The organism is Gilliamella sp. W8145 (assembly GCF_016101145.1).
In the GTDB taxonomy this organism is placed as follows: Bacteria; Pseudomonadota; Gammaproteobacteria; order Enterobacterales; family Orbaceae; genus Gilliamella; species Gilliamella apis_A.
Genome location: NZ_JACFRC010000006.1, coordinates 1 through 26425, shown reverse-complemented (window position 1 = coordinate 26425; position 26425 = coordinate 1). Strand labels below are relative to the sequence as shown.

Genomic DNA, 26425 nt, shown 5'->3' with positions numbered 1-26425 from the left:
TTTTTCTTAACTATAAGCCAATATTTAGCACTAACCTGAAACAGCAGCTGCACCAGATACAATATCAATTAATTCATTTGTGATCGCACCTTGACGGGCTTTGTTATACACAATTTGTAATTCATTAATTAAATTTGCACCGTTATCGGTTGCTGCTTTCATGGCCACCATTCTTGCTGCTTGTTCACTCGCTAAATTGTCAACCACCGCTTGATAGACTTGTGATTCAATATAACGACGTAAAATCACATCTAATAATGATTTTGCATCAGGCTCATAAATATAATCCCATGATGAAGCTTTAAGTTCTTTATCTTCTGAAGCCGGTAATGGTAATAATTGCTGTATTGTTGGTTTTTGCGACATAGTATTAATAAACTTATTGGTTACAATATATAGTTTATCAATTTTACCGTTGTCATATGCCTCAAGCATTGTTTTTACCGGACCAATTAAATCAGATAAAGTTGGTTCATCACCTAAATTGGTTACTTGGGTTAAAATGTTGGTTTTTACTGAAGAGAAAAACGAAACACCCCGAGAACCAATTAAAGCAACATCTGCTTCAACGCCTTTCTCTTGCCATGCTGACATATCAGCAATAACAGTTTTGAAAAGATTGATATTTAATCCACCACATAAGCCACGATCGGTTGAAATGATAAGATAGCCAACTCGCTTAACATCCCTTTCTTCCAGATAAGGATGCTTAGTGCCTATTTGAGCTAACGCTAAATGTCCAATTACTTCACGAATCATTTCAGCGTATGGACGACTAGCCGCCATTCTATCTTGCGTTTTACGCATTTTAGAATTAGCTACCATTTCCATCGCTTTGGTGATTTTTTGCGTACTTTGGATACTGGCAATTTTCGTTCTAATTTCTTTTGCATTAGCCATTTGTTACCTCACCCTTACCAAGTTTGAGTTGATTTAAAGCTTTCAAGCATTGCTTTTAACTTGTTTTCAATCTCATCATTGTAATTGCCTGTTTCGTCGATTTGCTTAACAAAATCGGCATATTGACTATGGGCATAAGCAAGAAGTGCTGTTTCAAATGATAATACTTTAGCAAGTTCAACATCTTCAAGATAACCACGCTCTGCAGCGTAAAGTACAATTGATTGCTCAGCAACAGTCATTGGCGAGTATTGCTTTTGTTTGAGTAATTCAGTTACTTTTTCACCATGGCTTAATTGATTTCTTGTTGCTTCATCTAAGTCAGAGGCAAATTGTGAGAATGCTGCTAATTCACGATATTGTGCAAGTGCAGTACGAATACCTCCAGATAATTTTTTCATTATCTTAGTTTGTGCAGCACCACCAACACGAGAAACCGAAATACCAGGGTTTACCGCTGGACGAATACCTGAGTTAAATAAACTAGTTTCAAGGAAGATCTGACCATCAGTAATCGAAATTACGTTTGTTGGTACGAACGCCGAAACGTCACCAGCTTGAGTTTCGATAATTGGTAATGCAGTTAATGAACCAGTTTTACCTTTTACTTCACCTTTAGTGAATTCCTCAACATAAGCTTCGTTAACACGAGCTGCACGTTCAAGTAAACGAGAGTGAAGATAGAATACATCACCAGGGTAAGCTTCACGTCCAGGTGGACGACGAAGTAATAATGAAATTTGACGATAAGCAACCGCTTGTTTTGATAAATCATCATAAACAATTAATGCATCTTGACCGCGATCACGGAAGTATTCTCCCATGGCGCAACCAGCGTAAGGTGCTAAGTATTGTAATGCTGCAGATTCAGATGCTGATGCCACAACCACAATTGTGTTTTTAAGTGCACCATGCTCTTCAAGTTTACGCACTACGTTAGCAATAGTTGATTGTTTTTGACCGATTGCAACATAAATACATTTAACACCAGAATCACGTTGATTAATAATGGCGTCAATTGCTAATGCGGTTTTACCTGTTTGACGGTCACCGATGATAAGTTCACGTTGACCACGACCAATTGGAATCATTGAGTCAACCGCTTTATAACCAGTTTGTAATGCTTGGTCAACTGATTGACGGTCGATAACACCTGGAGCAACCACTTCTACTGGTGAAAATCCATCATGTTGAATAGAACCTTTACCATCAATTGGTTCACCGAGGGTATTAATAACACGGCCTAATAAACCATCACCTACTGGTACCTGCAAAATACGGCCAGTACATTGCACTTTCATCCCTTCAGATAAGTCTTCGTATGGTCCCATGACCACAGCACCAACAGAATCTCTTTCAAGGTTTAATGCCATTGCATAACGGTTGCCTGGTAATGCAATCATTTCACCTTGCATTACATCAGTTAATCCGTGGATTCGAAGAATACCATCACTTACAGATATGATAGTTCCTTCATTGTGAGCATCACTCACAATATTGAACTGAGCTATCCGCTCTTTAATTAGTTCACTTATTTCAGTTGAATTTAGCTGCATTATCAGTCCCCTTAAGACTGTAGAGCGTCATTTAGTCGATTTAGACGCCCTCTGATACTACTATCAATAACCATATCGCCCGTACGAATAATAAAACCAGAAATGAGCGATTTATCAATATGACATTTTAGTTTTACTTTTCGTGATAAACGTTTTTCGACTGCGACAGAAATTTTATCAAGTTGTTCACTGGTAAGCTCATTAGCAGAAATAACCTCAACATCTGCTTGTGCTTCTTTGTCTAAACAGTATTGCTCAAACAAACTTAACACTTCAGGAAGAAGAGATAAACGTTTGTTTTCAGCCATAACTTTAATAAAATTAGTGCTAAACTCATCTAATACATCTTTACAGATATTGATGAGTAAGTTAGCCACTGAATCAGTTTTCATGTCAGATGTTAAGATACTTCTTATTTGAGCATCTTTGCTCACTTCAGATGTTAACACCAACATTTTGTGCCATGATTCGATGCTATTTTTTTCAACAGCAAAGTCGAAAGCGGCTTTAGCATAAGGGCGAGCAATCGTAATTAAGTCAGCCATTGCTCTATTCTCCTTATAGTTCAGCTACGAGTTTATCAATGATGTCGCTGTTAGCGGCTTCATTAACAGAACGTTCAATAATTTTTTCTGCACCGGCAATAGCGAGTGTAGCGACTTGTTGTTTAAGCTCTTCTCTAGCGCGTTTGCGCTCAGCTTCAACTTCAGCAAGTCCTTGAGCAACAATCCTTTCTTTTTCACGAGAAGCTTCTTGTTGTGCTTCTTCAAGAATGGCTGCTTTGCGTTTATTCGCTTGCTCAATAATTGCATTAGCCTCAACCTTAGCCTGTTGCATTATGTCAGATGTATTTGCTTTGGCTAATTCCAAATCTTTTTTTGCTGTTTCTGCTGAAGCAAGTCCATCTGCTATCTCTTTTTGGCGTTTTTCAATCGCTCGGATAACGGGTGGCCAAACAAACTTCATACAGAACCAAACAAACAATACAAATGTAATTGCTTGGCCGAGGAGAGTTGCGTTCATATTCATGAGACAATTCCTCTTAAATTATTATTAGCCTGCAACAGCAAAAATGACATATAACGCAATACCTACACAAATCATAGGGATCGCATCAACTAAGCCCATAACGATAAAGAATTGGGTACGTAACATAGGCATTAATTCTGGTTGGCGAGCAGCACCTTCTAAGAATTTACCACCTAATAAACCAATACCAACTGCACCACCGATTGCAGCTAATCCCATCATTAAGCCTGCGGCTACATATAAAATTTCCATTATATACTCCAGTTTATTATCAAAAAAATTTAAAAATTAATGATCTTCTGTTGCCGAAGCCATCGCTAAATAGACAATCGTCAACACCATAAAAATAAATGCTTGTAAGGTAATTATCAGAATATGGAAAATAGCCCATGGTAATGATAATACCCATTGTGACCACCAAGGTAATAGTGCTGCAATTAAGATGAAGATAAGTTCACCTGCATACATGTTACCGAAAAGTCGTAATCCTAATGAGACAGGTTTAGCTAATAAACTAACAAGTTCTAGGACTAAGTTAATTGGTGCAAATGCCCAATGATTAAAAGGATGTAAAGTATATTCTTTAATAAAACCTGTAATCCCTTTATATTTGATTGAATAGAAGATGATAAGTGCAAAGACACCTAAAGACATTGACATGGTAATACTAACGTCAGCTGTCGGTACGACTCTTAAATGTGATAAACCTAAATATTGCCCAGCGTAAGGTAGGAAATCAACGGGGATCAGATCTAGTAAGTTCATTAAAAATACCCAAATAAACACAGTAAGCGCTAAAGGAGCAATAAGTTTATTTTGGCCAGTAAACATGTCTTTGACGGTATTATTGACAAATTCAAAGATCATCTCGACTGCACATTGAAGTTTACCTGGTACGCCACTCGTTGCTTTCCTTGCAACACGATGGAAAATCCATAAAAACAGCACACCAAGTAAAATTGAAAAGAACAATGAATCAAGATTAAAGGTCCAAAAACCAGAACCGACTTGCAAGTTCTCTAGATGGTGTTTTATATAAGCTTGCGGTGAAGCTGGAGAGGAAACTGCCATATAACCCTCTTACCTATTTCTAAAAATAAAAACTACAGCTTGTTATATTTTTTACCTTAAAAGGTATAAACAATTACTGCAATAACCGAAGCTGTTATTTTAAACCTAATTGCCTATATTAAGTCAACAACTGATTAAAAAAATAAAGAATTTAGACACTTTTTACTAATTTTGCGTAAAGAATAACAGCTTTAATAGTCACTTTATTAGAAATAATTTTCACCAATAGCCTAATTAATGAAGAAAAAATAGGCTAATTTGATTGTTTAACCGCATCAGCAATTTTTTCAGCAAGTTGCTGAACTTGTGATTGATTGCTACCTTCAACCATCACTCTAATAAGAGGCTCTGTACCTGACTTACGTATGAGTACTCGTCCATTATTACCGAGTTGTTGTTCTGCCTGTGCAATAGCTGATTTGACCTCAGGGTTCATTAATGGATCATCTTTACCAGAGAAACGGACATTAATTAATATTTGTGGTAGCATTGTCATACCACTACATAAATCAGCTAATGACATATTATTGCGTACCATGGCAGCTAAAACTTGTAAGCCAGCAACAATACCATCACCGGTAGTCGTTTTATCTAGCAGTAGAACATGACCTGAATTTTCAGCGCCTAATCGCCAATTTTTTTCAACTAGCATTTCAAGGACATATCTATCGCCGACTTTTGCTCTTACAAATGGAATTCCAAGATTTTTAAGGGCGATTTCCAGTCCCATATTACTCATTAGCGTACCGACCACACCACCTTTAAGCTGACCCTGTCTTAATGCTTCTCGAGCGATGATATAAATAATTAAGTCACCATCAATTTTATTACCTTTATGGTCAACCATAATAATACGGTCGCCATCGCCATCAAGAGCGAAACCTAAATCGGCTTTTTCATTGATAACTTGCTCAGTTAACGCTTTTACATCAGTGGCACCACAATTTTCATTGATGTTAACGCCATCAGGATCACAGCCAATTTTGATCACTTTGGCGCCAAGCTCACGCAATACTTTCGGGGCAATGTGGTAAGTGGCTCCATTTGCACAATCCACCACAATTTTTAGGCCTGATAAACTTAAATCGTGATCAAAAGTACTTTTACAAAATTCAATATATCGACCAGCAGCATCGGTTATTCGACTGGCTCGACCTAACTGTTTTGATTCGACGCAATCGATCTCTTTTTCTAGTTGTGCTTCGATTTCTAACTCAATTGCATCATCAAGTTTGCGTCCTTCGTTTGAGAAAAATTTAATGCCATTATCATAGAAAGGATTATGTGAGGCAGAAATGACTACACCTGCATCAGCACGAAATGTGCGAGTTAAATAAGCAATCGCTGGTGTTGGCATTGGCCCAGTAAATGCAGCTGCAACACCAGCCGAAGCAAATCCTGCCTCTAATGCTGATTCTAGCATATAGCCTGAAATGCGAGTATCTTTACCGATGATGACTTTTTTTACACCATCTTTAGCCAGTACTCGCCCAGCAGCCCAACCTAATTTGAGAGCAAAATCAGGCGTTATAGGATATTCTCCAACTTTTCCACGAATACCATCTGTCCCAAAATATTTCCGATTAGACATGTTATTTCCTCATACAGAATTTTTATTTAACTCATTGCCAGCGTTATAATGTTAACGTTACTGCTATTTTATAAAAGTGCTTAGCTAAACTATTCTCGATTATCGTTAGCAAACTTCAATAATACTTGGCTTTCTTTAATAAAACGTTCGGCATAATTACCAAACCATTTGGTTACTTCATTAAAATTCTCAATGAATTTTGTTTTATCTCTTTGTTCGATTAATTCAACCATTTGCCCAAAACATTGATAGTAGCGTTTAATTAATTCAATGTTGGCATCTGACGCCATGATGATATCGGCATAAAGCACTGGATCTTGAGCAAATAATCGGCCTACCATCATTAACTCAAGTCGATAAATAGGTGATGATAGGGTAACTAATTGCTCTAAATCAGCGTGTTCTCGTTGTAAATTTACACCATATGAGAATGAAGTAAAATGACGCAATGCTTGAATAAATGACATGCATTTATCATGTTCTTTAGCATCAATTGCACATAAATTTGCTCCCCAAATCCGCATTTGTTCAATTAACCATTGGTATTGTTCTGGGTAACGTCCTTGACAGTAAACAATAACTTGTTTAGCTAAATTAGGTACATCAGGGCCGAACATAGGATGTAAGCCAACTACAGGGCCAGCATGTTTAGTTAACATCGCTTGTAATGGTTTGACTTTGATTGAAGTAAAATCAGTTAAAATGCAATCTTTAGGTAGTGGTGGTAATTGTTCAATTATTTCACAAGTTTTGTTGATAGGCACTGTCACAATAACTGCAGCTGCATCAGCGACTACTTCTGCAGCTTGATGCATCGTTTTTGAGCCTAGTGTTTTGACTTGGTAACCAGATAAGGTAAATAATCTGGCGAATAGTCGGCCCATTTGGCCATTACCGCCAATAATAACAATTGATCCTTTACCGGAGTAAACTTTTTTAAATCCTTTATCATTTTCACTAATATAAGACTCACGCATTAAACGACGTAAAATATCTTCAATTAGCGCAGGCGATATACCTAAATCTTCGGCTTCTTGTTTCCGTTTAGCTAACATATCCGCTTCACGTTTTGGATCGTAAATTGGAATTCCATGCTCGCTTTTCACCTCACCAACTTCGGCAACTAATGCTAGTCGCTGACTAATTAAAGATAAAATCGATTTATCTACTTCATCAATTTTATTGCGCAATGCAAGTAATTCCTTTGACATATTTGCTGGATCCTTTATCACAAGTTATAGCTTTTACTGTAATTGCTTAACAGTATAACGTATTTTTGGTAGCATGGGTTAATAGCAAAATTAAATCAAATACAATAAATTTATGATTAAAGTTATCTCATTTAACATTAATAGCCTTCGGGCAAGAATTCACCAATTAGCTGCGATTATTGATAAACATCAGCCTGATATCATTGGCTTGCAAGAGACCAAAGTTCATAACGATCAATTTCCAATTGAGGAACTAGCACAGTTCGGTTATCACTTACATTTTCATGGTCAAAAAGGGCATTATGGCGTGGCATTATTGACTAAGCAAAAACCATTATCAGTTCAATGTGGTTTTCCAACTGATGAGGAAGGTGCTCAATGTCGATTAATTATGGCTGAATTACCGACTAGCCAAGGTAATTTAATCGTTATCAATGGCTATTTTCCTCAGGGAGAAAGTTTACACCATGAAATCAAATACCCTGCTAAACGTAAATTTTATCAGGATTTAAATCAGTACATACAAAGCCAGCAACTTAATAGTCAATTATCCTTAATTATGGGGGATATGAATATTTGTCCAACTGATTTAGATATCGGTATTTCTGATGAAAGTCGTAAACGATGGCTGCGTACTGGTAAATGTTCTTTTTTGCCTGAAGAGCGTGAATGGATAAATAATTTAATGTCTCTTGGTTATACTGATACTTATCGTCATGCTAATCCTGAATCGCAACGATATTCATGGTTTGATTATCGCTCTAAAGGGTTTGATAGTGAAACAGGATTAAGAATTGATTTAATATTAGCCAGCGAAAAGTTACAGCAATATTGTCAGCAAACCGGTATCGATTATGATATTCGCGGCATGGAAAAGCCATCTGACCATGCACCGATCTGGGCACAATTTGATTTAGATTAAACTTCAACCATAAGGATAATAGTATGCAAAGCAGTTCGATTTTATCGGTCAAAGATCTTAACCAAATGGTTAAAGATCTGCTTTCTGATGCTATTGGACAAATTTGGTTAGTGGGGGAAATTTCTAATTTTTCTCGCCCTTCTTCTGGCCATTGGTATTTCACACTAAAAGATGAAGTTGCTCAAGTGCGTTGTGCTATGTTTCGTAATAGTAATTTTCGCACCGGATTTACTCCACAAAATGGTCAACAAGTGTTGGTAAATGCTTCGGTAACGCTTTATGAAGCACGTGGCGAATATCAATTGGTCATTAATAAAATGCAACCCGCGGGTGCCGGATTGTTACAACAAAAGTTTGAGCAGTTAAAACAAAAACTGTCAGAAGAAGGATTGTTTGATCCTATTTATAAACAAACATTACCCGATAATATTCGTACGGTTGGAATTATTACTTCAGCAACTGGAGCTGCGTTGCATGATATTTGTCAGATATTAAATCGACGCGATCCTAGTTTGCATTTGATTATCTATCCAACTCAGGTACAAGGTAATGAAGCGGCTGCCCAAATAGCAAGGATGATTGAAATTGCCAATGTACGCCAAGAATGTGATGTGCTAATAGTTGGGCGGGGCGGGGGCTCACTTGAGGATCTTTGGGCATTTAATGAAGAAGTGGTTGCAAGAGCAATTTTTGCTAGCCGAATACCGATTGTCAGTGCTGTTGGTCATGAAGTCGATTTTACGATTGCCGATTTTGTTGCTGATGTTCGTGCAGCAACGCCATCCGCAGCGGCCGAGCTGGTAAGTCGAGACAAACTAGAGCAAATTAAGCGTTTGCAAGTTCAAGAACAATATTTATGCATGGCGATGGATTACTATTTAATGCGCCGACGAGAACGCTTAAATAAATGGCGCCATCAATTACAAACACAGCACCCTCAAGCAAAATTATCGAAACAATTAAATCGTTTATTAACTGGCCGTCATGCCTTGTTTGAAAATATGCAGCAATATTTATTAAGGCAATCTTATCGCCATAACCTACTTGATAAACGTTTAGTTCGTGTTTCACCACAACATAAAATTCTTTATTATGGGCAAAGCCTTGAGCAAAAACAGCAACAAATCATTAATTTGATTCAAAACAAGCTGACAGATGCTAAGCATCAGTTTGTATTACAAACATCTCAGCTGAATAGTGTTAGTCCACTAGCAACCCTAGAACGAGGTTATTCAGTAACAACTAATCAGCAACACAAAGTGATACGCTCAGTTGAACAAGTCGTTATTGGAGAAATTATTGAAACACAGTTAAAAAGTGGCAAAGTAACTAGTCAAATTATTGAGATTAATAAAAAATCTAATTCACAATAGTTTTGTTAAGATTTGAAAAATTAACTTATTATAGCTTAATTGAAAATTAACTTTTTATTTAGCTATTTTGTTTTTATTAATAGTCTATCTTATTTAATAAATTTAATGTGCGAAATTGGATAAAATTGTATCTTAAATAGTATTAAGGATATAATATTCAGCAAATTTATTAAAAAATACTAAGAGAATAAAGTGGTTATGCATCCTCCAATAGGTATTGATTTAGGTACTACCAATAGTTTGATTTGTGTTTGGCAAAATGGTCAATCAACGCTTATTCCCAACGCTATCGGCGAAGTTGTTACGCCATCGGTGGTCAGCATTGATGAAGATAACTCTATTTTAGTTGGTCATGCTGCTTTATCACGTTTAACCACTCATCCTAGCCGTAGTGCTGCGGCATTCAAACGTTTTTTAGGCTCAAGTAAAGTTTTTGAATTAGGTGAGCAAAAATTCACTCCAACTGAACTTTCCGCATTGGTTTTAAAATCATTAAAAGCCGATGCTGAAGCTTTTTTAAAACAAGAGATTCGTGATGTAGTAATATCTGTACCTGCTTATTTTAATGATGAACAGCGTAAACAGACTCGCTTTGCTGCTGAGCTAGCTGGCTTAAATGCTGTGCGTTTAATTAATGAACCTACAGCTGCCGCCATGGCGTATGGATTACATGAAGAACAATCTGGAAATACCTTAGTTTTTGATTTAGGTGGTGGTACATTTGATGTTACTGTGTTGGAATATAGCATGCCAATCATTGAGGTTCATGCTTCAGCTGGTGATAATTACTTAGGTGGTGAAGATTTTACTCATGAACTTGTTAAAGCTTGTTTAAGCGAATGGGAAATCAAACAAGCCGACATACCTATTGATGATTATGCTCGTTTGCTAGATTTAGCCGAACAACTAAAATGTAAACTAAGTGGTGAACAAATACATAATTTGACTTGGTCGTGGCAAGATAAGTTGTGGCAATTTTCATTAAATGAAGTAAGAGCTAAATCAATTTGGTTACCTTTACTTAATCGCTTACGAGCACCTGTTGAACAGGCTCTAAGTGATGCTCGCTTAAAACCTAATGAACTTGAGCATATTGTCTTAGTTGGTGGTTCATCACAGTTAGGTGTAGTGCGAGAGTTAGTAACCAAATTATTTGCCAAATTACCTTACCGACACATTAATCCAACGACTATTGTTGCACAAGGGGCAGCAGTGCAAGCGGCATGTCGTTTACGTGATGTTGATGTTGAAGAAGTGATTCTTACCGATGTGTGCCCATATACGCTAGGCATTGAAAGTAGCTCTGGTAATATAAATGGTTTATTTACGCCGATTATTGAACGTAATACAATTGTTCCAACGTCAAAAGTAAAAACCTTTTCTACGACACACCCACAACAAAAAAGCATTATGCTTTCAGTTTATCAAGGTGAAAACCCTCGGGTAGAAAATAATGTTCTAATTGATGAATTTGAAGTTCCTTTAAAGCCAATGGAAAAAATACAAGGGATTGATGTTCGTTTTAGTTATGATTTAAATGGTTTGCTCGAAGTTGATGTAGTATTGCTTGAAACTGGCGTATTGCATGGCAAAGTGATTGATCATAGTCCAATAGGATTAACAGATAAGCAAAAACAAGAGAGCCATGAACGTCTGGCTGCCCTTAAGATTCATCCGCGTGATGAAATGCCAAATCGTACTTTATTAGCGCGACTAGAACGAGCATGGGCACAGTCATTGGGTGATGAACGAATATTAATTGGAGCATATATTGAAGCTTTTATGCAAGTACTTGATCAGCAGAATCCTGAAGAAATCGAGCAAGTACGCAGTGAGATCGAGGTAAATCTTAGCGAGCTTAATCGATAATCATTACCTTTTATAAAATTCCCCCCTTTGCTAATCAGAAAATAGTCTTTCAAAGGGAGGGATATTCAGATGATTTATTTTTGAGGTTATTCTTCTATTGGTGGTCCGTAGCGGTTGGTCTCATTAACAGTTGAAAGCCAACACGGCAATAATAGCAATGGTAATAAAATTGTGGCTGATACAAAATAATAGATACCTCCATTAGAATAACAGTCATTTAAGCGTCGTTTTATTGCCAAAATACTATTGATTGTTGCTAATCCGCATAATACAAGCATAATAGGATGATCTAAATTAGTTTTTTTTGCTGCCTCAATTATTAATAAAAATAAAGGTAAACTAAAAAAGCCTATTTGTTTTAAGAAACCAATTAAATTGGTTCGGCCTCTCCAACGCCAAATTTGCCACCATTCATTTGGTGGAAATGATTTTGATTGAAGCTTTTTCTGGTGATCCATATTTTTGGCTAATAGCAATGCTGAGGATAATTTAATTATGCTATTATTATCATTATTTTGTCCAATTTCTTCTAGTACTTCGATATCCTCTTCTTCGCATAGCGAATCATCTTTGTTTAACTTTTTATTTATAGCATATAATTTATCTATGTTTTGCAATTCATCATTATGTTTTTTAAGGGATGATGGAATAGATAATTTGTCACAAAATGCGTTAGCAAGTTTTTTTAACTGTAGATCATCGCCAGCAAGTTTTTGTAGTATTTGGTGTAGTTTTGTTTTTTGATTTGGTTTATCAAAAACAATCATATACAGTAACATTAAACAACTTACTGATTTGTTGGCTAGTTTATGTGCCCATCTTTGTTCAACTATTTGTTCAATTTCATCCCAATTAACCTCTTCTGGCGAGTCGGTAAACGCCTCAATCGAATTGGGATAATTAACCAACATACTGCCAATCAACTGGTTATCAGTATCGATTAAATTATATAATTCTGTATCATTTTGCCATTCGTTAGACTTAAAGGTATTGATCAGCGGCACTAGCGGATCATTTTCTGGAAGTAAAAATAAGTTATCTTTTTCACGAATAAAGTCCGCGGCTTTAATTGGTGAATTGGCAATAGTAATGGCTAATAAACAGTAACGATACCATTGCCAATAAGCATTTTTATCAGCCTCAATAATTGATTGTTCAGGTGATTTAGGTAAATTATTAACCCCCCTAAATTGATAATATATCGGCCAATCAAACATTTCCATATTTCGATAAGTTACATTGCGGTATAAATGTAATTTGGCGACAAACGGGATATCATCAAATCTATCTAACCATAATCGACCATATAAAAACTGATTGCCTTTTTCGTTATCTGGATCAAATTTAGTCGGGATAGTTGCATTTTCATCACTTTGGTACAACCATTGTTTAAACTCCTGAACAGGTGGCAAATTAGTGAGCCATTCAAGGTGTTGTCTAGCTTGACGCTGTAAATTTTGTAAAATAAATTGTTCAAACTCATCTTCACTTGAGTCAGCTAAGATTTCTTGCAAAAGAGTTTTATTACCGTGTCGTAGCATGATTGCATGTCGGTATAAACGATATAACCGATTGTTTCCATCATCGCATAATAAAGTGTGTAGAACTTGACGATAATTCCAATGATTATCCAGAGCCCAGGTTATAACAGCCGCAATTTCATTGCTGTAGTTTTGTTTCCTAAATTTCAGTAGTCGGGAAATTGTTGATGGCGTAAATTGCGGAATACTATATATATAAGTTTCCTGATCTTCTGCCGTTAAACAATAAGATTTGTTTAATGCCAGAATTAATAATGGTAGATAATCAAACAGATTCTTGGAACACCATAACATTAACCAGCTGGTGGCCTTTTCTTGATATTGTGGTAAACGATAAAGTTCTAACCAAAGTGATAAGGCGTTTTGTTCGTCTTCAAGCAGTGAATACTGCATTGCGGCGACAGATTTCCATTGTTCCTGAATTTGCTGTTCTTGATTAGGATCGGCAATACAAGTTAAGGCATAGTCTAATAATCCTCTATTTGGCGATTTAGCAAAATAATACCAATCGGCTAATTCTTGCATGAACTCTGGATTATCAGGTAGGTAAACTACAGTATGAATAGATAAATATTCTGCTAACTCTACTGCTGGTTTTTCCCAGAAAAGCCATCTAGCACAACGAGCATAGTCGATGGTTACATTTTGTATGGCTTTGTTCGTTCTTGGTAAGCTGTCGTAATCAAAAAAATCACCACGATCAATATGATCAAAAAAGTTCTCATACATATCAGCGTCGTTGGGCGAATAACTTTTTATTTGCTGACGCCAGCGTAGATTATCAGCTAATATTTTCACACATGATAGTGATATCGTCACAGTGTCATAACTGATATCTAACAGTTTCCATTTAGCAATTTCCAGTATAGACATTGGGTAATCATAAAATGAAGCAACAAATTTATGCCACTCATTCACATCATGGCATCGAGCCGGATCCTCGAGTAATGCTTGATAGTTATCACTGATTTCTTTGATTTGTCGCTCTTCTTCGGTGAGGGGTTTAATGACCTCTTCAGCGAGATTTTCTTGATTTAATTCTTCAGTTATTGATTCTGGTGATTTTGCATACTGCATTGCTAATTCATAGGCTTCGCGTAGCGCTTTAAAACCATCAGGATCTGTTTCAGGATGATATTCAGGTAGTTTTGCCCGATATGCTTGTCGAATCACGGCGATATCGGTAGTTTTATCAATTGCTAATAATTGCCAAAAATTGTTATTCATGACCAAGCATACTCCATTAATGATTCAGATTTTTCCAATTCTTCTATCTCAATATGCCAAGGCAGGTGATGATAAGGGGAATCTTCGTCGGTATATAATTTAGTCATGGTCCATGTTTGGGATGAACGGCATAAGTCACAACGTAATCTTTCTAAATCTTCTTTATTAGTCAATGATTCCCAATATTGATAACCGACAAACCAACCAGAAAAATAACTTTGCCATGATGAATAATAATATTGTGCTCGCAGTCCAATTCTATACAAAATCCAAAGGGCTTCTTCTTCAGTAATAAATTTATTGGTGATGCCATTACGTAATATATAACCCATACGTGCGTAATCCCAACTACGGATGCCTCCAGTACCACATTCAGAATAAGTCTGTTCAACAAATTCGAGCAAAACTTTATCATAATCGCTCTGTTTCTCGGTGTAATTTAACCAATCTAATGCCGATAGACGAGGATACATAAAGTAATGTTTAGATAAGGCTGTTGCATGACCATCATCGACCATATTAAAAACCATTGCTAATAGTGTTTCTCGAGAGTGGATGCCCCAGTCTTTTTGCATATCAATATATTCATAACCTGGGAAAAAAAATGGTGAGGTATAACTTGCACCACTCTCTTTATTTAAGGCAACCATTGGTGCTGATAGACCATATAACCAATCGATATAATCTTGATTCATCGCTTTATTCCATTAATTTTTTATACAACCTTTTTATAAACGATAACAGATTTTATAAAAAAATAAATGTTTGTTATAACAATTAAATTAATTCCTTTTTTGCTATAGATTAGCTAAAAAAATCGAAAGATTTTATTTTTTAGAACAATAAAATTATTTTGCAAAACTATATCTACAAGGCATAATAAAAGCTATTCATCAGTATTTGAATTCTACTGAGTAGTAAATAAAAGGAGTGATAATGAAAAAATTTTTCTTAGTAACAGCATTAGTAACGAGCGCATTAATGCTACAAGGTTGTGTTGCTGCTGTTATTGGCGTCGGTGCTGGAGCTACCGCAAAAGTGGCTACTGATCCACGTACCACCGGAACACAAGTTGATGATACGACCCTGAACACTCGAATGAATAATAAGTTAAGTGAAAATGGGCCTTTCTTTATTGGTTCACGTATCTCTTCAAGTACTTATGATGGCAATATTGTTTTGACAGGCCAAGCCAATGCTGAACAAATTGAAAAAGCTGAACGTTTAGCTTATCAAGTTGAAGGTGTAAAAAAAGTTTATAACCAAATTCGCGCAGGAGAGCCAGTTGGGGCAGGAACTATTACCAATGATATGTGGATAACCACCAAAGTTAAATCTCAACTTGTAATGAATTCTAAAACCAAAGCACGTAATATCAAAGTTGTTACTGAAAATGGCGAGGTATTTTTAATCGGTATTGTCAGCAACGAAGAGGGAAAACAAGCCGCTACCATTGCTAGTAAAGTTGCTGGTGTGAGAAAGGTGGTTACATTATTTACCCTTCGTTAATTACGAATGTAAAAGCTAAAAGGCTTCAAAAAGGGAGAAATTATTCTCCCCTTTTTTAGTTAACAACCTGCTAATTTAATACGTTCAATTATTTTTTCAATCCCTTGTAGCCGAGACAGGCTTAATTCATCAGTAATTTTTAATTGCTTTAATATTGCAAGGAAATCGATGGCTTTGATTTGTTCTGCTGTTTTATGATTGGCAATAATGATTAAAATAGCTAGCAAGCCTTTTACGATTCTACCTTCACTATCACCTTGAAAGGTAAAAGTATTATCTAATTGTTTTTCATTAGTTAACCATACCCGATTTTCACAACCATAAATTTGGTTGGATTCTATTTTTTTTAAATCCGGAAAATCAGGTAATTGTTTTGCTAAGGCAATTAATTGTCTATAACGATCTTGCCAGTTATGTTGTTTAGAAAATAATTCAAATAAAGTTTGTTGTGATAGCATAATTAAAACCGATTAGTAATTGAACAAGTCATTAACGTTTCTTTGATTAACTACATATATAGCTTAAGTGAGTAATTCAATGGCATTTTGTAATGCTGTAATAAAATGATCAATATCGTGCTGATTATTATATGGCATAAGTGAAATACGAATAACACCATGACAACCAAGTTTATCCATAAGTGGTTTAGCACACAATTCACCGGTTCGGATGGCAATATTTTGTTCGCTTAATAAAATAGCGATATCATTATGATGAATGTTTTGTATATTAAAGCTAATGATAGGGCTATTGCTAACGCTATAAAATTGTATATTAGTTAACTGGCTTAATTTTGATTCAGTATAGCTTGCTAATTGTTTTATATAATTTTCTAATTGTGCTTCATTCCACTTTGTTAACCAGTCTAAGGTTGCTTTAAAACCAATAATGCCCGCTATATTTTGTGTACCAGCTTCAAATTTATAGGGAAGATCTTCAACTGTAAATCCGGTAAATGAAGCCGCTTTTAACATTTTACCGCCGCCATGCCAAACATCCATTTGATTGAGTAAATGTTGTTTTCCATATAGTATCCCCAATCCAGTTGGGCCATATAACTTATGAGCAGAAAAGGCATAAAAATCAATATTTAATTTTTCAACATCAATCGGATGATGTACAACGCCTTGAGCGCCATCCACGACTAATACCGCATTGGTTTGATGAACTAGTTGACTAATTTGGGCTAAATCTGGACAAAAACCAGTAACGTTAGACATTTGAGTTATGGCAACAATTTTGGTTTTCGCTGAGAGTAATCTTGAAAGCTCATCAATATCTGCTGACCACTTAATGATCTTTGCGCCAGTTTGTTTCGCTACAATAAGCCAAGGTAACAAGTTGCTGTGATGTTCTAACTCACTAACAATGATCTCATCACCTATATGTAATTGTGCTCTAGCATAACTTTGAGCAATTAGGTTGATTGATTCGGTTGTGCCACGAGTCCAAATTATTTCACAATTTGACTTAGCATGAAGTAGATCAGCAATATTTTGCCTAGTTTGATCAATCGTTGCGGTGACTTGTAGCGCATCTTGATGCAAACTACGTTGCGCTGTTGCAGTGTTATGCCCGTAATACTCAACGGTTGCATCGATCATGGCTTGCGGTTTCAGCGCGGTAGCAGCTGAATCAAGATACACATTATGGCTAGTTAGGGCAGGGAAATCTGCCCTAAATTTTTCGAGTAGTAGCATATTATTGTGTAAGTTCAAGTCCTGCAATTCCATTCCAATAACCGTTACAGTCTCGTTTATGTTCAATGTGTAAAGGATTTAGTCCTTCTTCATTAGCTCTAAATTGCTTAACTACCTCGAGTGTTTCAATTCCAAGCGGAGAAATACGCACGATATCAACTAATCCTTTCATCTCTTTTAGATTATTACCTAAGTTATAACAATAACCACTTTGTGTTTGAATACCGTTAAGAACAAATACTTTTTGTTGTTCTTGAGAAAATACTTCTCGACCAACGGGATATTTAATACAGCAAGTCTCACATTTATCTTTTGGTTTATCTTCCGATCTAGCAGTAAAACAGCGGGCGGAATAGGCTAATGGTAAATAACCATAACTAAATACTTCAACTTCAAAATTGCGCTCAATTTTCAATGCATCAAATTGTTTTAAAACATTGCTTAACCAATCGCGAGAAAGTTCAACTGGCATACACCAACGCACCATACCTTGTTTTTGTAATAATTTTAGGGTTAATGCGTTATAACAGTTAATAGCCGGACCAGCGACAAAAGGTAAATTATTGTCATGAGCGACATTAATTGCTGCTAAATCATTAGCTTCAATTAAAAAATCACCATTATTAACTAGTTGTTTTAAATCAATTAGTTCTGATGGAGCTTCAAGCAGTGCTAGGGTAGAAAGTACGACTTGTTTACCAGATTTGGCAATTTCTTTGGCTAAATCTAACCAATTAGGTACTTTCATTTCCCGACGCTTGGTGCATACCGTTTCGCCCATATAAATAATATCTGCGTCACTATCTTTTGCTGCTTGGTAAAAAGCTTCGGTTTCAATTTTAGGCCAATAATAAAGCACAGGGCCTAACGCATATTTCATAGTCTTGCTCACTATATCTGTATTTAATTATTTTAAATAGTCAATGTTTGATAGCTATTTTCTAGCGCTAATATCAAAAGTCATCTAGATTAGTATCATATTTATTTTATTGGTAAATATGAGTAAATATGTTTACGCTTTATTGCCATTTACGATGGTAAGCACCTAATGTTGTTTGTGTGCCTTCTGATACTGATCCTAATGTATCCATCCAGTTCTTTTCTGCTTGGAATGTTTGAGGATTAGCTTTATAACGATCAATAGCTTGTCGCCAAACTTTGGTTACTTGTTCCACATAAGCTGGACTACGCTGCCGACCCTCAATTTTTACTGAGGCAATATTAGCAGCAAATAGTTCTGGTAACAGTTCAATGGTATTTAAACTTGTTGGTTCTTCAATCGGGTGATACAGTTCATCGCCAACAAAATAGCGTCCTTTACATAAGGTTGGGTAACCCGCATTTTCACCTTTCTTATGGCAATCGATTAATACATTATTCAATCTAGATTCAAGCCCTTTATCGGTCTCTTCCCAACGGACAAATTTTGCTGGTGAACAAGCTCCTACTGTATTGGGGGATTCGCCGGTTAAATATGAAGATAAATAACAGCGACCTTCTGCCATAATACATAAACTACCGAATGCAAATACTTCCAATGGTACTGGAGAGACTTGTGATAACTGTTTTACTTGATGCATGGATAACACTCGCGGTAAAACAATACGATGTACCTGAAAGTTATTATGATAAAACTTAATTGATTCTTCATTGGTTGATGATGCTTGAACCGAGACATGGCGCTCAAGATTAGGATGTTTTTCAGCTGCATAATCAAGCATGGCTAAATCAGCAATGATTAGGGCATCGGCGCCAATATTCGCCGCTGTATCGACTGCATATTGCCAGCGTTCAAAGTTTTCCGGATGAGCGAAGGTATTAATTGCGATGTGTAACTTTTTACCATGCTTATGTACATATTCAGATGCTTCAATTAAACGCTTTTCATTAAAATTTAATCCCGCAAAATGGCGAGCATTGGTATCATCTTTCAAACCAATATAAACGGCATCAGCACCGTTATCGATTGCTATTTTTAATGATGGTAACGAGCCAGCAGGGCAAAGAAGTTCCATATTTATACCTTTAGATTCTGCATTTTATTCGCCGTGTATTATGCAATAATTCTGGCTGTAATGCGAATAGAAAGCAGGCAAAGTCACTAAAATCATAACAAATGATAGCTCAATAGTGTCATGTAAAAAGACTAAAAAAGATAATTAATGGTGAAATTGTTTCTGATATCAACTACCTAGGCATAATCTTTGCTATACCTAGGTAAAAGTTAGTGACTTGCGCATGCGACTTAGAAATGTTTATTTTATATTATTCCCCAATAAAATATAGCAACATGATTAATTCACCATTGCTTATTGTTGAATGAATGATATTCGATACTTCATCGTTGTGGTAATAAACGAGGTTATCCACCAATCGGTGAAAAACTGTCATTACCAGTAACAGTTCTAATTGGTGATTATATTTTTTAGATTATGGTTATTTTGGGATGATTTATTGAGTTTGGCTTTGTAAAAATAATTGAGAAGTGTATACCGTCTTATTGATATTAGGATATGAATGAAATGGTAGAGTTTGCGAGAATTATGTGTAATAGAGCTAACTATGTCTAAAGTATATTCTAAGCTAAAATAAACCATATGCAAAGAATCGACACCGCTACCCACCGAGCGGTTTTATACTATTGGTTACACACCTAACGGCGGATTTAGCAACCCCCAGCCGCAGCTCACTATTAAGGAGCGCTGGCTTGAGCAGATAGGCTTCTTTGCTGGGCACCCGGTCATCATTAAGGTTGAGCAGGATAAGTTAATTATTGAACTTGCTATGCAGATCTAGAAATGGATAAAAATAAGATCCCCACAGCGTGGGGATCTTATTTTTATAGGGTTTATCGGGTCAATCTAAGAGCATTAAATGCCCCGCACTTGTTACATAACATCTGACGCTCAATTTCAGAAGGATTATTTTCATTTGAAATATCCGTTACCTGCAAATAAGTTTTTTGGCACACAGGGCAAAGTACTTTTATTGTTGGATCTGTAGCAATACTTTTTCCTGCTTCAATCCATTTCATAACTGTTTCACTACTCATATTATTTGTTCCCTAAAATATTTGATGCTTTTTCTGCAAAATCAAATGCAGCTTTTGCTTCTTGTGCTGCTAGCTCCAGATACGCCACCTGCGGAGGATGATGTATATAAGCGATGTAATTCATGCAATATTGTTTTTTGTAATTCAGCTTGTGACTTAAACGCTGCTTTACCAATTAGAAAACCATTTTCACCAAACATTGTCATTCCAGAAGCTGGTAGATTCGGTTCGTATTGTATGGTTCTACCATTAATAACAACTGTAACGGGTTGACCAGTTACATGAGCTTGCTGGATTTGAGTCATCGCTTTTGAATCTAAAATACCTTGAGCCTCATTAATAATCTTGGTCTCTGTTTGATTAAATCCCTTGATTACATTATCAGTTTGTCCACTCATCCCTTTTCCAGCAGTATTACTAGCTTTATTTAGTGAGCTTACGTCAAGAGCGTTTAGTTTATTCTGAGCTTCTTTAACCAACTGACTAGCTTTTTTTGTATCGCCTACTTTTAATGCCGCTTTTGCTTCTTTTAAGAGCTTACCAACTTCATCACCTATTATTGGAGTAAAATCAAGGAGTGTATTTTCTATATCAGCTAAAAGTTCACCGGCCTCTTTATAGAGCTCTATAATTTCTTTCTGAATTTCAGCTGATTGCTCAAGTTTAGCGAGTTCACGTGTATTGTCATCTAAATTATTACAAACATCATCTGTATAGCAATTGTATTCAGCTATCTTTTTTGATTCTGTGAAAAAGAAATCAAAAACACGATTCTCTTCATTATTCTCAACCGCATTTTTACTACTAATAGCTGCACTGGCATCACCAAAATTACCTCCTGTAGCGGCAGTAGCAAGACCTGCTGCTAACTGCGATAGTGCACTGATGGTTTCTTTATTTAATTGGGTTCCCTAGTAAGCTAATTATTTTATTTTTATCATAAGATAAATCTATTCCTGAAGGTAATTCACTAATATAAGGAGAATAATTAGGTTGATTATTAGTTAAATACAAATGTATTCGTTTTAAATTATTGTTGATTAATATAAGTCCAATTCCCTAGCGTAAGAATTTATAATATTTGAATTTTTCATGGCCGCTATATTCTTTAGAATCTTCTGATATCACTAGTTTTTCTCCTATAGAATTCATCAAAACAACAAATTTATCGGGTGTTTCGGATGTACTTAAAGCTTCAATAAACTCTTTCCATTCTAACATAATGAATAAATCCCCTTTTCTTTGTTACGTGTTTTTATCTTATTAATACAGCCAATGTTATCAAACAAAGAGTCCCATTTTTATTAAACTCAAAATGTAATGAATAATGTGTCATATGATATAATATCCAACGATTCACATATCCCAAAAAAGGACTTTGTTCATTTCCACCCACTTTTAATGGTTTCCCTAATAACTCAATGACCATTTTTTCAGTATATTGAAAATCGATCCCATTCAATAATTTTCCATGATATATAGAATAATTATCCTTTTCCTTACAAAAGAATTGAATATGATTCAGATATTTTTTTCGAAAACCGATAAGCATACCTGTTTGAAAAAACTCATAATATTTAGTTCTATCAGGATCATTATATTCAATAAGATCTTCTGATATTTCAGGATTTTCACCAATTTCATCTTTTAGCGTATAAAACTCTGAAGAATTTTCAGATTTACCTAATACATTAACTAATTGCTGCCATTTAATCATGATCAATAGATCCCCTTTTCTTTGTTACGTGTTTTTATCTTATTTATGGCATCTTCTATTAATTTCGGATCATACCCTTTTTCAATCATATTTTTTCGTAATGCGTCTGTATCTCTTTTAACTGCTTCATAAAGGTTTTCTGCATCTTTCATGATTTGTTCTGCAGTGTTTTTACCTCCATATGTTGGTCCTGCTTGATGAACATCTCTAGGAACTTCAACAGCTGTTGCTTCTGCATATAGTTTTTTCGTTTCTGTTGGAGTTAAAGGTCGTCCAAGCCTGGTTTCTTCAGCCTTTTTTAATGCAGCAAATGATGGAATATGATCATGCTCTAGTCCATCACCAACTTTTGCCTTTGCTTTAAGTTCCCTAAAAGTGCCGACATCAAGAGCTTTTACTTTATCCTGAGCTTCTTGAACCAACTCACTGGCTTTTTTTGTATCGCCTAATTTTAATGCGGCTTTTGCTTCTTTTAATACCTTACCAACAGCATCACCTAAACCAGGTATTAATCCAACTGTTGCAATGGCATAATCAATACTATCTTCAGCTTCTGCATAAGCTTTAACATCCCCAACCACTGGCGTAAAATCAACAATTAAACCACCTATCGTTTTCAAATTCTCAATAACTAGTTCTTGTCTTTTCTGAGTACAAGCTGCATCATCAACTCCACCACAATGATTATTGATAAATCCTTGTTTTATCCTTTCTGAAGCTTCTTTTTTCTCTTGTTCTGTCCAATATGGATCTTTATTCAACAAGTTATTCTCAACCGCATTTTTACTGCTACTAATAGCCGCGCTAGCATCACCAAAATTACCTCCTGTAGCGGCAGCAGCAAGACCCGTCGCTAATTGAGATAAAGCACTAACGGTTTGCTTTTCCTCTTCGCTTAACTCACTTATTTTTTTATCACCGTAAAGTATACCAATAATTGCTTTATTTGCTAGTTCACCAGCTACCGCTCCAGCACCACCGGCTAACCCCGAATTACCTTGCAGTTCAGCTACTACCGCGCCAAGTATTGCATGAGAGATTAAGTTACCGGCAAGGTTATCAGTGACCCATTCACCATCCTTGTCTAGGTGCCCAGTGTGCAGTTTTATCTGTTCAGCAAGCCATGGTGCACTGGCGCCAGCAAGGCCACCAGCAATATCGCCAGTGATAATGCTGGTAATAATTGCCACCGCTGAGTCAACGCCTTTACTAAAGTCATTGCCCATTTTACCATCTTTTGAGTCTTTACCGGCATCTTTATGAATGGTGCGCTCAAGCTCTTTAACCTGTGACGCTAACTCTTGTAAGCTAGTGACAATGTTTAATCTGGTCTGCTCATCCTCGTTATTCAAGATAGAAAACTTGATGACTTCCTTCTAAACTATTATAGAGATCAACCGCCTCTTGCCCTTCGGCAATAAACTCTACATCTATCGGAGCGGGTGGATTATTAGGATCTTCATAGTTCCCTTCTAAAAAGGCTTTATATTGTTCCAGAATATATAAAAGCTGTTCCCTAGTAAGGAGCACCTGTTGCTCTTCAACATATTCAGTACCAATAAAAACGTAATCACCGGTAATTAATACCCAATGAGCATTACCAACACCAAACATGCCGTCCGGTGCTCGACTATTCGCTAAATCGGTTAGATTATTAATCCAGATATTGACTGAGTTAACTGAGTATTGGATTTCATCTGATAGAAAACATGCAATCTCACATACACCGTAACCTTGTTTAGGTGTATATCGAATATTTTCCTCAGGCAACATTCCTGATGGACAGAATTCATCATAAAAATCCGTCCAATATAAATATATTTTTCTATTTTTCATACATTATTTACCTTTATTATAAATCGGCCACGCTGTTGCGCCTGTACCACCAGGTTTTTTATAGAAACCTTGCATTTTTATTCCACTTGAAGATATTCCTATCCACCTGTCTTTATTATTAGGATCTGGTTTTGAATTTTCAAAAGCACTTTTTATTTCCATTTCCGTTTGACGTTTAGACCAATGCTTAGGGAAGAATGTGGTTTCACCCTGCTTTTCATACCACTTACCTGTAGCAGGATCTCTGACCGATATATACCCTTTCGTGACACCATTTGCATCGGCTTCACCTGTCCACTTATCTACTTTAATATTTGGATCTTTTAAATAATGTCCTCCTGTACCAACCTTTTTGCCGTTTTTATAAGTCTTAATCTCACCATTTAAAATGTGATCGGTATTGATTGTTACCTGAGTACCTTTACCTGCTTGTTGTTGAACTAACTCGGTCGGTGTTGGTGATGGTTTAAAGTCTTCGAGATACTCTCCTACTTTACTTTCTGTACTCGTCGTGCCTTTTCCAGCATTCTCCAAGCCTTTCTCATTTACTACAACCTTATTTGTAGCGGAAGATCCTTTGGTGACAATATTTGTTTCAGGTGTTTTATTAAGAAACTCTTTTAGTTTTTTAGCTAGTCCAGGCGTAAGTTCTCCACTTTTTTCCATTGCCATTAACGCTGATAGTTCTTTTAATTGCGCTTTAGATAATGACTTAGCCAATTCAGCCGCACTCATTCCTAACCCTGCAGCAGGCATTGCTTCTGCGCCAATAGTTTCCATCACCCAAATTGCTACTTGATTTGCGCATAATACTGGATTAACGGAACAAGCAGCCATTCCCGCTTCTGCTGCTGCAATAGCGGCTGGAGCGACAATAAGCGTTCCCAAAACTATTACTTGTAGCGTACCACCTTCTATTATCATTTCATTATAACTATCTATTCCCTCCTTGATAACCTGCTGTTCACAGGCTTTATCTCCGTTACATACCGCTTCTGCGGCTTTAACCATAGCTAAACCAACATTAACGTAATTATTCTCAACTGCATTTTTACTGCTGCTAATAGCTGCACTAGCATCGCCAATATTACCACCTCCGGCAGCTACCGCAAGGCCGGAGGTTAGTTGAGATAGTGCACTTATGGTTTCTTTTTCCTCTTCGGTTAATTCTTTGACGTCTTTGCCATACAGCTGTTTTCGGATGATATCTGCTGCTATTTCTCCGACCACAGCACCAGCTCCACCGGCAAGTCCTGAGTTACCTTGTAGTTCCGCAACCACTGCGCCGAGTATGGAATGCGCAATTAACCTTGCAGCTTCATTATCGCCTGTATGCAGTTTTATCTGCTCAGCCAGCCATGGAGCGTTGGCGCCGGCTAGGCCGCCGGTGAACTTACGAAGTAAATTGTAGATATAAAAAATCCCAGTTTTTTGGCTGGGACAATATTAATACTAGCAATTATTTCTTTCTTCATATCTTAATCTGATATTAGTAGATGATAAAAGTTCATTTACTTTGTCTAGAAAATTGTTACATTCTTGTGGTATTTTATACTGGAAAAAAATTTCTATCAGAAAATCAATTTTTCCTTTAGCTGCAGGGAAACTTTCATATATTTCACCACTTTCAATGAATCTTAAATAACTATTTATCTTTTCTTGTAATAAAAATAAATGATTATTTATTTCATCATTCCATGATAAATGATCTGTTATACCCAAACTAATTACTGATTCATTGTTCTTGAGTATCCCAATCATATCAATTTTATTTGTATCTTCTATTGACATATTATTGATTGCCTTTTATTCATTTGGTCTTATTATTTCAACTTTTGTTGGTGGAATTATTGTTCCACCTTCAAACCCCGGTTTACCTTCTCCAACGATTACTCCTCCACTTTTTTCTAATTCAGGAAAACCTACTTTCTGATTCTTAGTTAATGGAGCTGTTTGTGAACTTTTGCATTCAATACATATTATATTTCCTTGTTCATCTTTTAACATTATATCGACTCTAAATGAGGTGTCACTTTCAGTTTTAACTGTTATTTCTCTAGCTGATTCAGTGGTTCTATCCGTTTTATATTCATTGTAAATAGTCTGTTCAAATTCTTTTCCATTTTGATAATTTTGTTGTATTTGAGAACCAGTGTTTGTATTTGGTGAGGTTGTTTTCGTTTTTACCCCATTTTCAAAAGTATAATAACTCCCATTGTTGCTATAAACAGCGTTCCCCGCAGCATCAACTTGACCTGTATTTGTATAAACGCCACCTCTAGGTCCAACTATATTATCGCCTTGTTTGCTATAACCAGTAG

At 36.2% G+C, this 26425-nt stretch carries 27 protein-coding genes and 2 pseudogenes; 5 read left to right on the top strand and 24 right to left on the bottom strand.

What is annotated here, in order from left to right:
• Window positions 1–30: 30 nt before the first annotated feature.
• The 8 genes from atpG to tyrA all read right to left on the bottom strand — a co-directional run bounded on the left by atpG (window position 31) and on the right by tyrA (window position 7358).
• A complete protein-coding gene (gene atpG, locus H3T80_RS11715) occupies window positions 31–900 on the bottom strand; it encodes a F0F1 ATP synthase subunit gamma (protein WP_065614742.1) in 870 nt (289 codons plus the stop codon).
• Window positions 901–914: 14 nt separating this feature from the next.
• Window positions 915–2456, bottom strand: coding sequence for a F0F1 ATP synthase subunit alpha (gene atpA / locus H3T80_RS11710; RefSeq protein WP_034901516.1), 1542 nt, complete (start codon window positions 2454–2456; stop codon window positions 915–917).
• An 11-nt stretch (window positions 2457–2467) separates the two neighbouring features.
• Window positions 2468–3001 carry a F0F1 ATP synthase subunit delta gene (atpH, locus tag H3T80_RS11705; RefSeq protein WP_065614741.1) on the bottom strand — a complete coding sequence of 178 codons (534 nt, stop codon included), beginning with the start codon at window positions 2999–3001 and terminating at the stop codon, window positions 2468–2470.
• A 13-nt stretch (window positions 3002–3014) separates the two neighbouring features.
• Complete coding sequence (gene atpF / locus H3T80_RS11700; RefSeq protein WP_034901512.1) at window positions 3015–3485, bottom strand: F0F1 ATP synthase subunit B; 471 nt, start codon at window positions 3483–3485, stop codon at window positions 3015–3017.
• 24 nt (window positions 3486–3509) lie between these two features.
• The gene (gene atpE, locus H3T80_RS11695) at window positions 3510–3737 is read right to left on the bottom strand and encodes a F0F1 ATP synthase subunit C (protein WP_370527378.1); all 228 of its coding nucleotides are present in this window, start codon (window positions 3735–3737) and stop codon (window positions 3510–3512) included.
• Window positions 3738–3773: 36 nt separating this feature from the next.
• Window positions 3774–4556: a F0F1 ATP synthase subunit A gene (atpB, locus tag H3T80_RS11690; RefSeq protein WP_110446932.1), complete on the bottom strand. Its 783-nt coding sequence runs from the start codon at window positions 4554–4556 to the stop codon at window positions 3774–3776.
• Between the two features lie 253 nt (window positions 4557–4809).
• A complete protein-coding gene (glmM, locus tag H3T80_RS11685; RefSeq protein ID WP_198201803.1) occupies window positions 4810–6147 on the bottom strand; it encodes a phosphoglucosamine mutase in 1338 nt (445 codons plus the stop codon).
• A gap of 89 nt (window positions 6148–6236) precedes the next feature.
• A complete protein-coding gene (gene tyrA / locus H3T80_RS11680) occupies window positions 6237–7358 on the bottom strand; it encodes a bifunctional chorismate mutase/prephenate dehydrogenase (RefSeq protein WP_110446934.1) in 1122 nt (373 codons plus the stop codon).
• Window positions 7359–7473: 115 nt separating this feature from the next.
• Here tyrA and xthA point away from each other — a divergent pair, with 115 nt between their 5' ends.
• The 3 genes from xthA (at window position 7474) to H3T80_RS11665 (ending at window position 11522) form a co-directional block, all read left to right on the top strand.
• Window positions 7474–8280 carry an exodeoxyribonuclease III gene (gene xthA, locus H3T80_RS11675; RefSeq protein ID WP_110446946.1) on the top strand — a complete coding sequence of 269 codons (807 nt, stop codon included), beginning with the start codon at window positions 7474–7476 and terminating at the stop codon, window positions 8278–8280.
• A 23-nt stretch (window positions 8281–8303) separates the two neighbouring features.
• A complete protein-coding gene (xseA, locus tag H3T80_RS11670; protein WP_198201802.1) occupies window positions 8304–9653 on the top strand; it encodes an exodeoxyribonuclease VII large subunit in 1350 nt (449 codons plus the stop codon).
• 198 nt (window positions 9654–9851) lie between these two features.
• The gene (locus tag H3T80_RS11665; protein WP_232350203.1) at window positions 9852–11522 is read left to right on the top strand and encodes a molecular chaperone HscC; all 1671 of its coding nucleotides are present in this window, start codon (window positions 9852–9854) and stop codon (window positions 11520–11522) included.
• Window positions 11523–11608: 86 nt separating this feature from the next.
• On the opposite strand, the gene H3T80_RS11660 is transcribed toward H3T80_RS11665, so the two are convergent.
• Both H3T80_RS11660 and H3T80_RS11655 read right to left on the bottom strand, forming a co-directional pair.
• Window positions 11609–14290, bottom strand: coding sequence for a J domain-containing protein (locus H3T80_RS11660; RefSeq protein WP_198201800.1), 2682 nt, complete (start codon window positions 14288–14290; stop codon window positions 11609–11611).
• A complete protein-coding gene (locus H3T80_RS11655; RefSeq protein ID WP_198201799.1) occupies window positions 14287–14985 on the bottom strand; it encodes a DUF1266 domain-containing protein in 699 nt (232 codons plus the stop codon). The genes H3T80_RS11660 and H3T80_RS11655 overlap by 4 nt, the downstream gene beginning before the upstream one ends.
• Window positions 14986–15226: 241 nt before the next feature.
• On the opposite strand from H3T80_RS11655, the gene dolP reads away from it, so the two are divergent.
• A complete protein-coding gene (gene dolP, locus H3T80_RS11650) occupies window positions 15227–15799 on the top strand; it encodes a division/outer membrane stress-associated lipid-binding lipoprotein (RefSeq protein ID WP_110446938.1) in 573 nt (190 codons plus the stop codon).
• Between the two features lie 59 nt (window positions 15800–15858).
• Here the strand turns inward: dolP and csdE are convergent, their stop codons facing one another.
• From csdE to H3T80_RS11630, 4 genes are all read right to left on the bottom strand, one after another.
• Window positions 15859–16257 (bottom strand): cysteine desulfurase sulfur acceptor subunit CsdE, encoded by a 399-nt coding sequence (gene csdE, locus H3T80_RS11645; RefSeq protein WP_110446939.1) that lies wholly within the window; start codon window positions 16255–16257, stop codon window positions 15859–15861.
• Between the two features lie 63 nt (window positions 16258–16320).
• Window positions 16321–17532 carry a cysteine desulfurase CsdA gene (csdA, locus tag H3T80_RS11640; protein ID WP_198201798.1) on the bottom strand — a complete coding sequence of 404 codons (1212 nt, stop codon included), beginning with the start codon at window positions 17530–17532 and terminating at the stop codon, window positions 16321–16323.
• The gene (locus H3T80_RS11635; RefSeq protein ID WP_086362690.1) at window positions 17501–18379 is read right to left on the bottom strand and encodes a U32 family peptidase; all 879 of its coding nucleotides are present in this window, start codon (window positions 18377–18379) and stop codon (window positions 17501–17503) included. Before H3T80_RS11635 ends, csdA begins: the two co-directional genes overlap by 32 nt.
• A 139-nt stretch (window positions 18380–18518) precedes the next feature.
• Window positions 18519–19514 carry a peptidase U32 family protein gene (locus tag H3T80_RS11630; protein WP_065651370.1) on the bottom strand — a complete coding sequence of 332 codons (996 nt, stop codon included), beginning with the start codon at window positions 19512–19514 and terminating at the stop codon, window positions 18519–18521.
• Between the two features lie 580 nt (window positions 19515–20094).
• Here H3T80_RS11630 and H3T80_RS12450 point away from each other — a divergent pair.
• On the top strand, window positions 20095–20295 hold the full coding sequence (locus H3T80_RS12450) for a SymE family type I addiction module toxin (protein WP_198201843.1): 201 nt from the start codon (window positions 20095–20097) through the stop codon (window positions 20293–20295).
• A gap of 52 nt (window positions 20296–20347) precedes the next feature.
• Here H3T80_RS12450 and H3T80_RS11620 read toward each other — a convergent pair whose 3' ends face one another.
• The 10 genes and pseudogenes from H3T80_RS11620 to H3T80_RS11580 form a co-directional block, all read right to left on the bottom strand.
• Window positions 20348–20551 (bottom strand): hypothetical protein, encoded by a 204-nt coding sequence (locus H3T80_RS11620; RefSeq protein ID WP_110446942.1) that lies wholly within the window; start codon window positions 20549–20551, stop codon window positions 20348–20350.
• 41 nt (window positions 20552–20592) lie between these two features.
• Window positions 20593–20949, bottom strand: coding sequence for a hypothetical protein (locus H3T80_RS12180; protein WP_232350201.1), 357 nt, complete (start codon window positions 20947–20949; stop codon window positions 20593–20595).
• Window positions 20950–21387: 438 nt separating this feature from the next.
• A pseudogene (locus H3T80_RS12445) lies at window positions 21388–21438 on the bottom strand (hypothetical protein); the annotation flags it as partial.
• Between the two features lie 172 nt (window positions 21439–21610).
• On the bottom strand, window positions 21611–21772 hold the full coding sequence (locus tag H3T80_RS11610; protein WP_158092504.1) for a hypothetical protein: 162 nt from the start codon (window positions 21770–21772) through the stop codon (window positions 21611–21613).
• A gap of 34 nt (window positions 21773–21806) precedes the next feature.
• The gene (locus H3T80_RS11605; protein ID WP_086362884.1) at window positions 21807–22268 is read right to left on the bottom strand and encodes a hypothetical protein; all 462 of its coding nucleotides are present in this window, start codon (window positions 22266–22268) and stop codon (window positions 21807–21809) included.
• Window positions 22269–22270: 2 nt separating this feature from the next.
• Window positions 22271–23620 carry a VENN motif pre-toxin domain-containing protein gene (locus H3T80_RS11600; protein ID WP_198201797.1) on the bottom strand — a complete coding sequence of 450 codons (1350 nt, stop codon included), beginning with the start codon at window positions 23618–23620 and terminating at the stop codon, window positions 22271–22273.
• A complete protein-coding gene (locus H3T80_RS11595) occupies window positions 23613–24104 on the bottom strand; it encodes a DUF5376 family protein (protein ID WP_198201796.1) in 492 nt (163 codons plus the stop codon). Before H3T80_RS11595 ends, H3T80_RS11600 begins: the two co-directional genes overlap by 8 nt.
• A 3-nt stretch (window positions 24105–24107) precedes the next feature.
• Window positions 24108–25385, bottom strand: coding sequence for an EndoU domain-containing protein (locus tag H3T80_RS11590; protein ID WP_198201795.1), 1278 nt, complete (start codon window positions 25383–25385; stop codon window positions 24108–24110).
• A 171-nt stretch (window positions 25386–25556) separates the two neighbouring features.
• The gene (locus H3T80_RS11585; protein WP_198201794.1) at window positions 25557–25895 is read right to left on the bottom strand and encodes a DUF6572 domain-containing protein; all 339 of its coding nucleotides are present in this window, start codon (window positions 25893–25895) and stop codon (window positions 25557–25559) included.
• Between the two features lie 15 nt (window positions 25896–25910).
• Window positions 25911–26425 (bottom strand): annotated as a pseudogene (locus H3T80_RS11580) (hypothetical protein); the annotation flags it as partial.

Excerpts from the sequence above, each read along its gene's own strand:
- atpG (WP_065614742.1), bottom strand. The coding sequence starts at position 900 with ATGGCTAATGCAAAAGAAATTAGAACGAAAATTGCCAGTATCCAAAGT.
- H3T80_RS11635 (WP_086362690.1), bottom strand. The coding sequence starts at position 18,379 with ATGAAATATGCGTTAGGCCCTGTGCTTTATTATTGGCCTAAAATTGAA.
- H3T80_RS11605 (WP_086362884.1), bottom strand. The coding sequence starts at position 22,268 with ATGATTAAATGGCAGCAATTAGTTAATGTATTAGGTAAATCTGAAAAT.
- csdE (WP_110446939.1), bottom strand. The coding sequence starts at position 16,257 with ATGCTATCACAACAAACTTTATTTGAATTATTTTCTAAACAACATAAC.
- H3T80_RS11630 (WP_065651370.1), bottom strand. The coding sequence starts at position 19,514 with ATGGAACTTCTTTGCCCTGCTGGCTCGTTACCATCATTAAAAATAGCA.
- atpA (WP_034901516.1), bottom strand. The coding sequence starts at position 2,456 with ATGCAGCTAAATTCAACTGAAATAAGTGAACTAATTAAAGAGCGGATA.
- dolP (WP_110446938.1), top strand. The coding sequence starts at position 15,227 with ATGAAAAAATTTTTCTTAGTAACAGCATTAGTAACGAGCGCATTAATG.
- H3T80_RS11595 (WP_198201796.1), bottom strand. The coding sequence starts at position 24,104 with ATGAAAAATAGAAAAATATATTTATATTGGACGGATTTTTATGATGAA.
- H3T80_RS11665 (WP_232350203.1), top strand. The coding sequence starts at position 9,852 with ATGCATCCTCCAATAGGTATTGATTTAGGTACTACCAATAGTTTGATT.
- xseA (WP_198201802.1), top strand. The coding sequence starts at position 8,304 with ATGCAAAGCAGTTCGATTTTATCGGTCAAAGATCTTAACCAAATGGTT.
- csdA (WP_198201798.1), bottom strand. The coding sequence starts at position 17,532 with ATGGAATTGCAGGACTTGAACTTACACAATAATATGCTACTACTCGAA.
- H3T80_RS11610 (WP_158092504.1), bottom strand. The coding sequence starts at position 21,772 with ATGTTAGAATGGAAAGAGTTTATTGAAGCTTTAAGTACATCCGAAACA.
- H3T80_RS11660 (WP_198201800.1), bottom strand. The coding sequence starts at position 14,290 with ATGAATAACAATTTTTGGCAATTATTAGCAATTGATAAAACTACCGAT.
- H3T80_RS12180 (WP_232350201.1), bottom strand. The coding sequence starts at position 20,949 with ATGAGTGGACAAACTGATAATGTAATCAAGGGATTTAATCAAACAGAG.
- H3T80_RS11655 (WP_198201799.1), bottom strand. The coding sequence starts at position 14,985 with ATGAATCAAGATTATATCGATTGGTTATATGGTCTATCAGCACCAATG.
- H3T80_RS11620 (WP_110446942.1), bottom strand. The coding sequence starts at position 20,551 with ATGAGTAGTGAAACAGTTATGAAATGGATTGAAGCAGGAAAAAGTATT.
- atpB (WP_110446932.1), bottom strand. The coding sequence starts at position 4,556 with ATGGCAGTTTCCTCTCCAGCTTCACCGCAAGCTTATATAAAACACCAT.
- atpF (WP_034901512.1), bottom strand. The coding sequence starts at position 3,485 with ATGAATATGAACGCAACTCTCCTCGGCCAAGCAATTACATTTGTATTG.
- atpH (WP_065614741.1), bottom strand. The coding sequence starts at position 3,001 with ATGGCTGACTTAATTACGATTGCTCGCCCTTATGCTAAAGCCGCTTTC.
- atpE (WP_370527378.1), bottom strand. The coding sequence starts at position 3,737 with ATGGAAATTTTATATGTAGCCGCAGGCTTAATGATGGGATTAGCTGCA.
- tyrA (WP_110446934.1), bottom strand. The coding sequence starts at position 7,358 with ATGTCAAAGGAATTACTTGCATTGCGCAATAAAATTGATGAAGTAGAT.
- glmM (WP_198201803.1), bottom strand. The coding sequence starts at position 6,147 with ATGTCTAATCGGAAATATTTTGGGACAGATGGTATTCGTGGAAAAGTT.
- H3T80_RS11585 (WP_198201794.1), bottom strand. The coding sequence starts at position 25,895 with ATGTCAATAGAAGATACAAATAAAATTGATATGATTGGGATACTCAAG.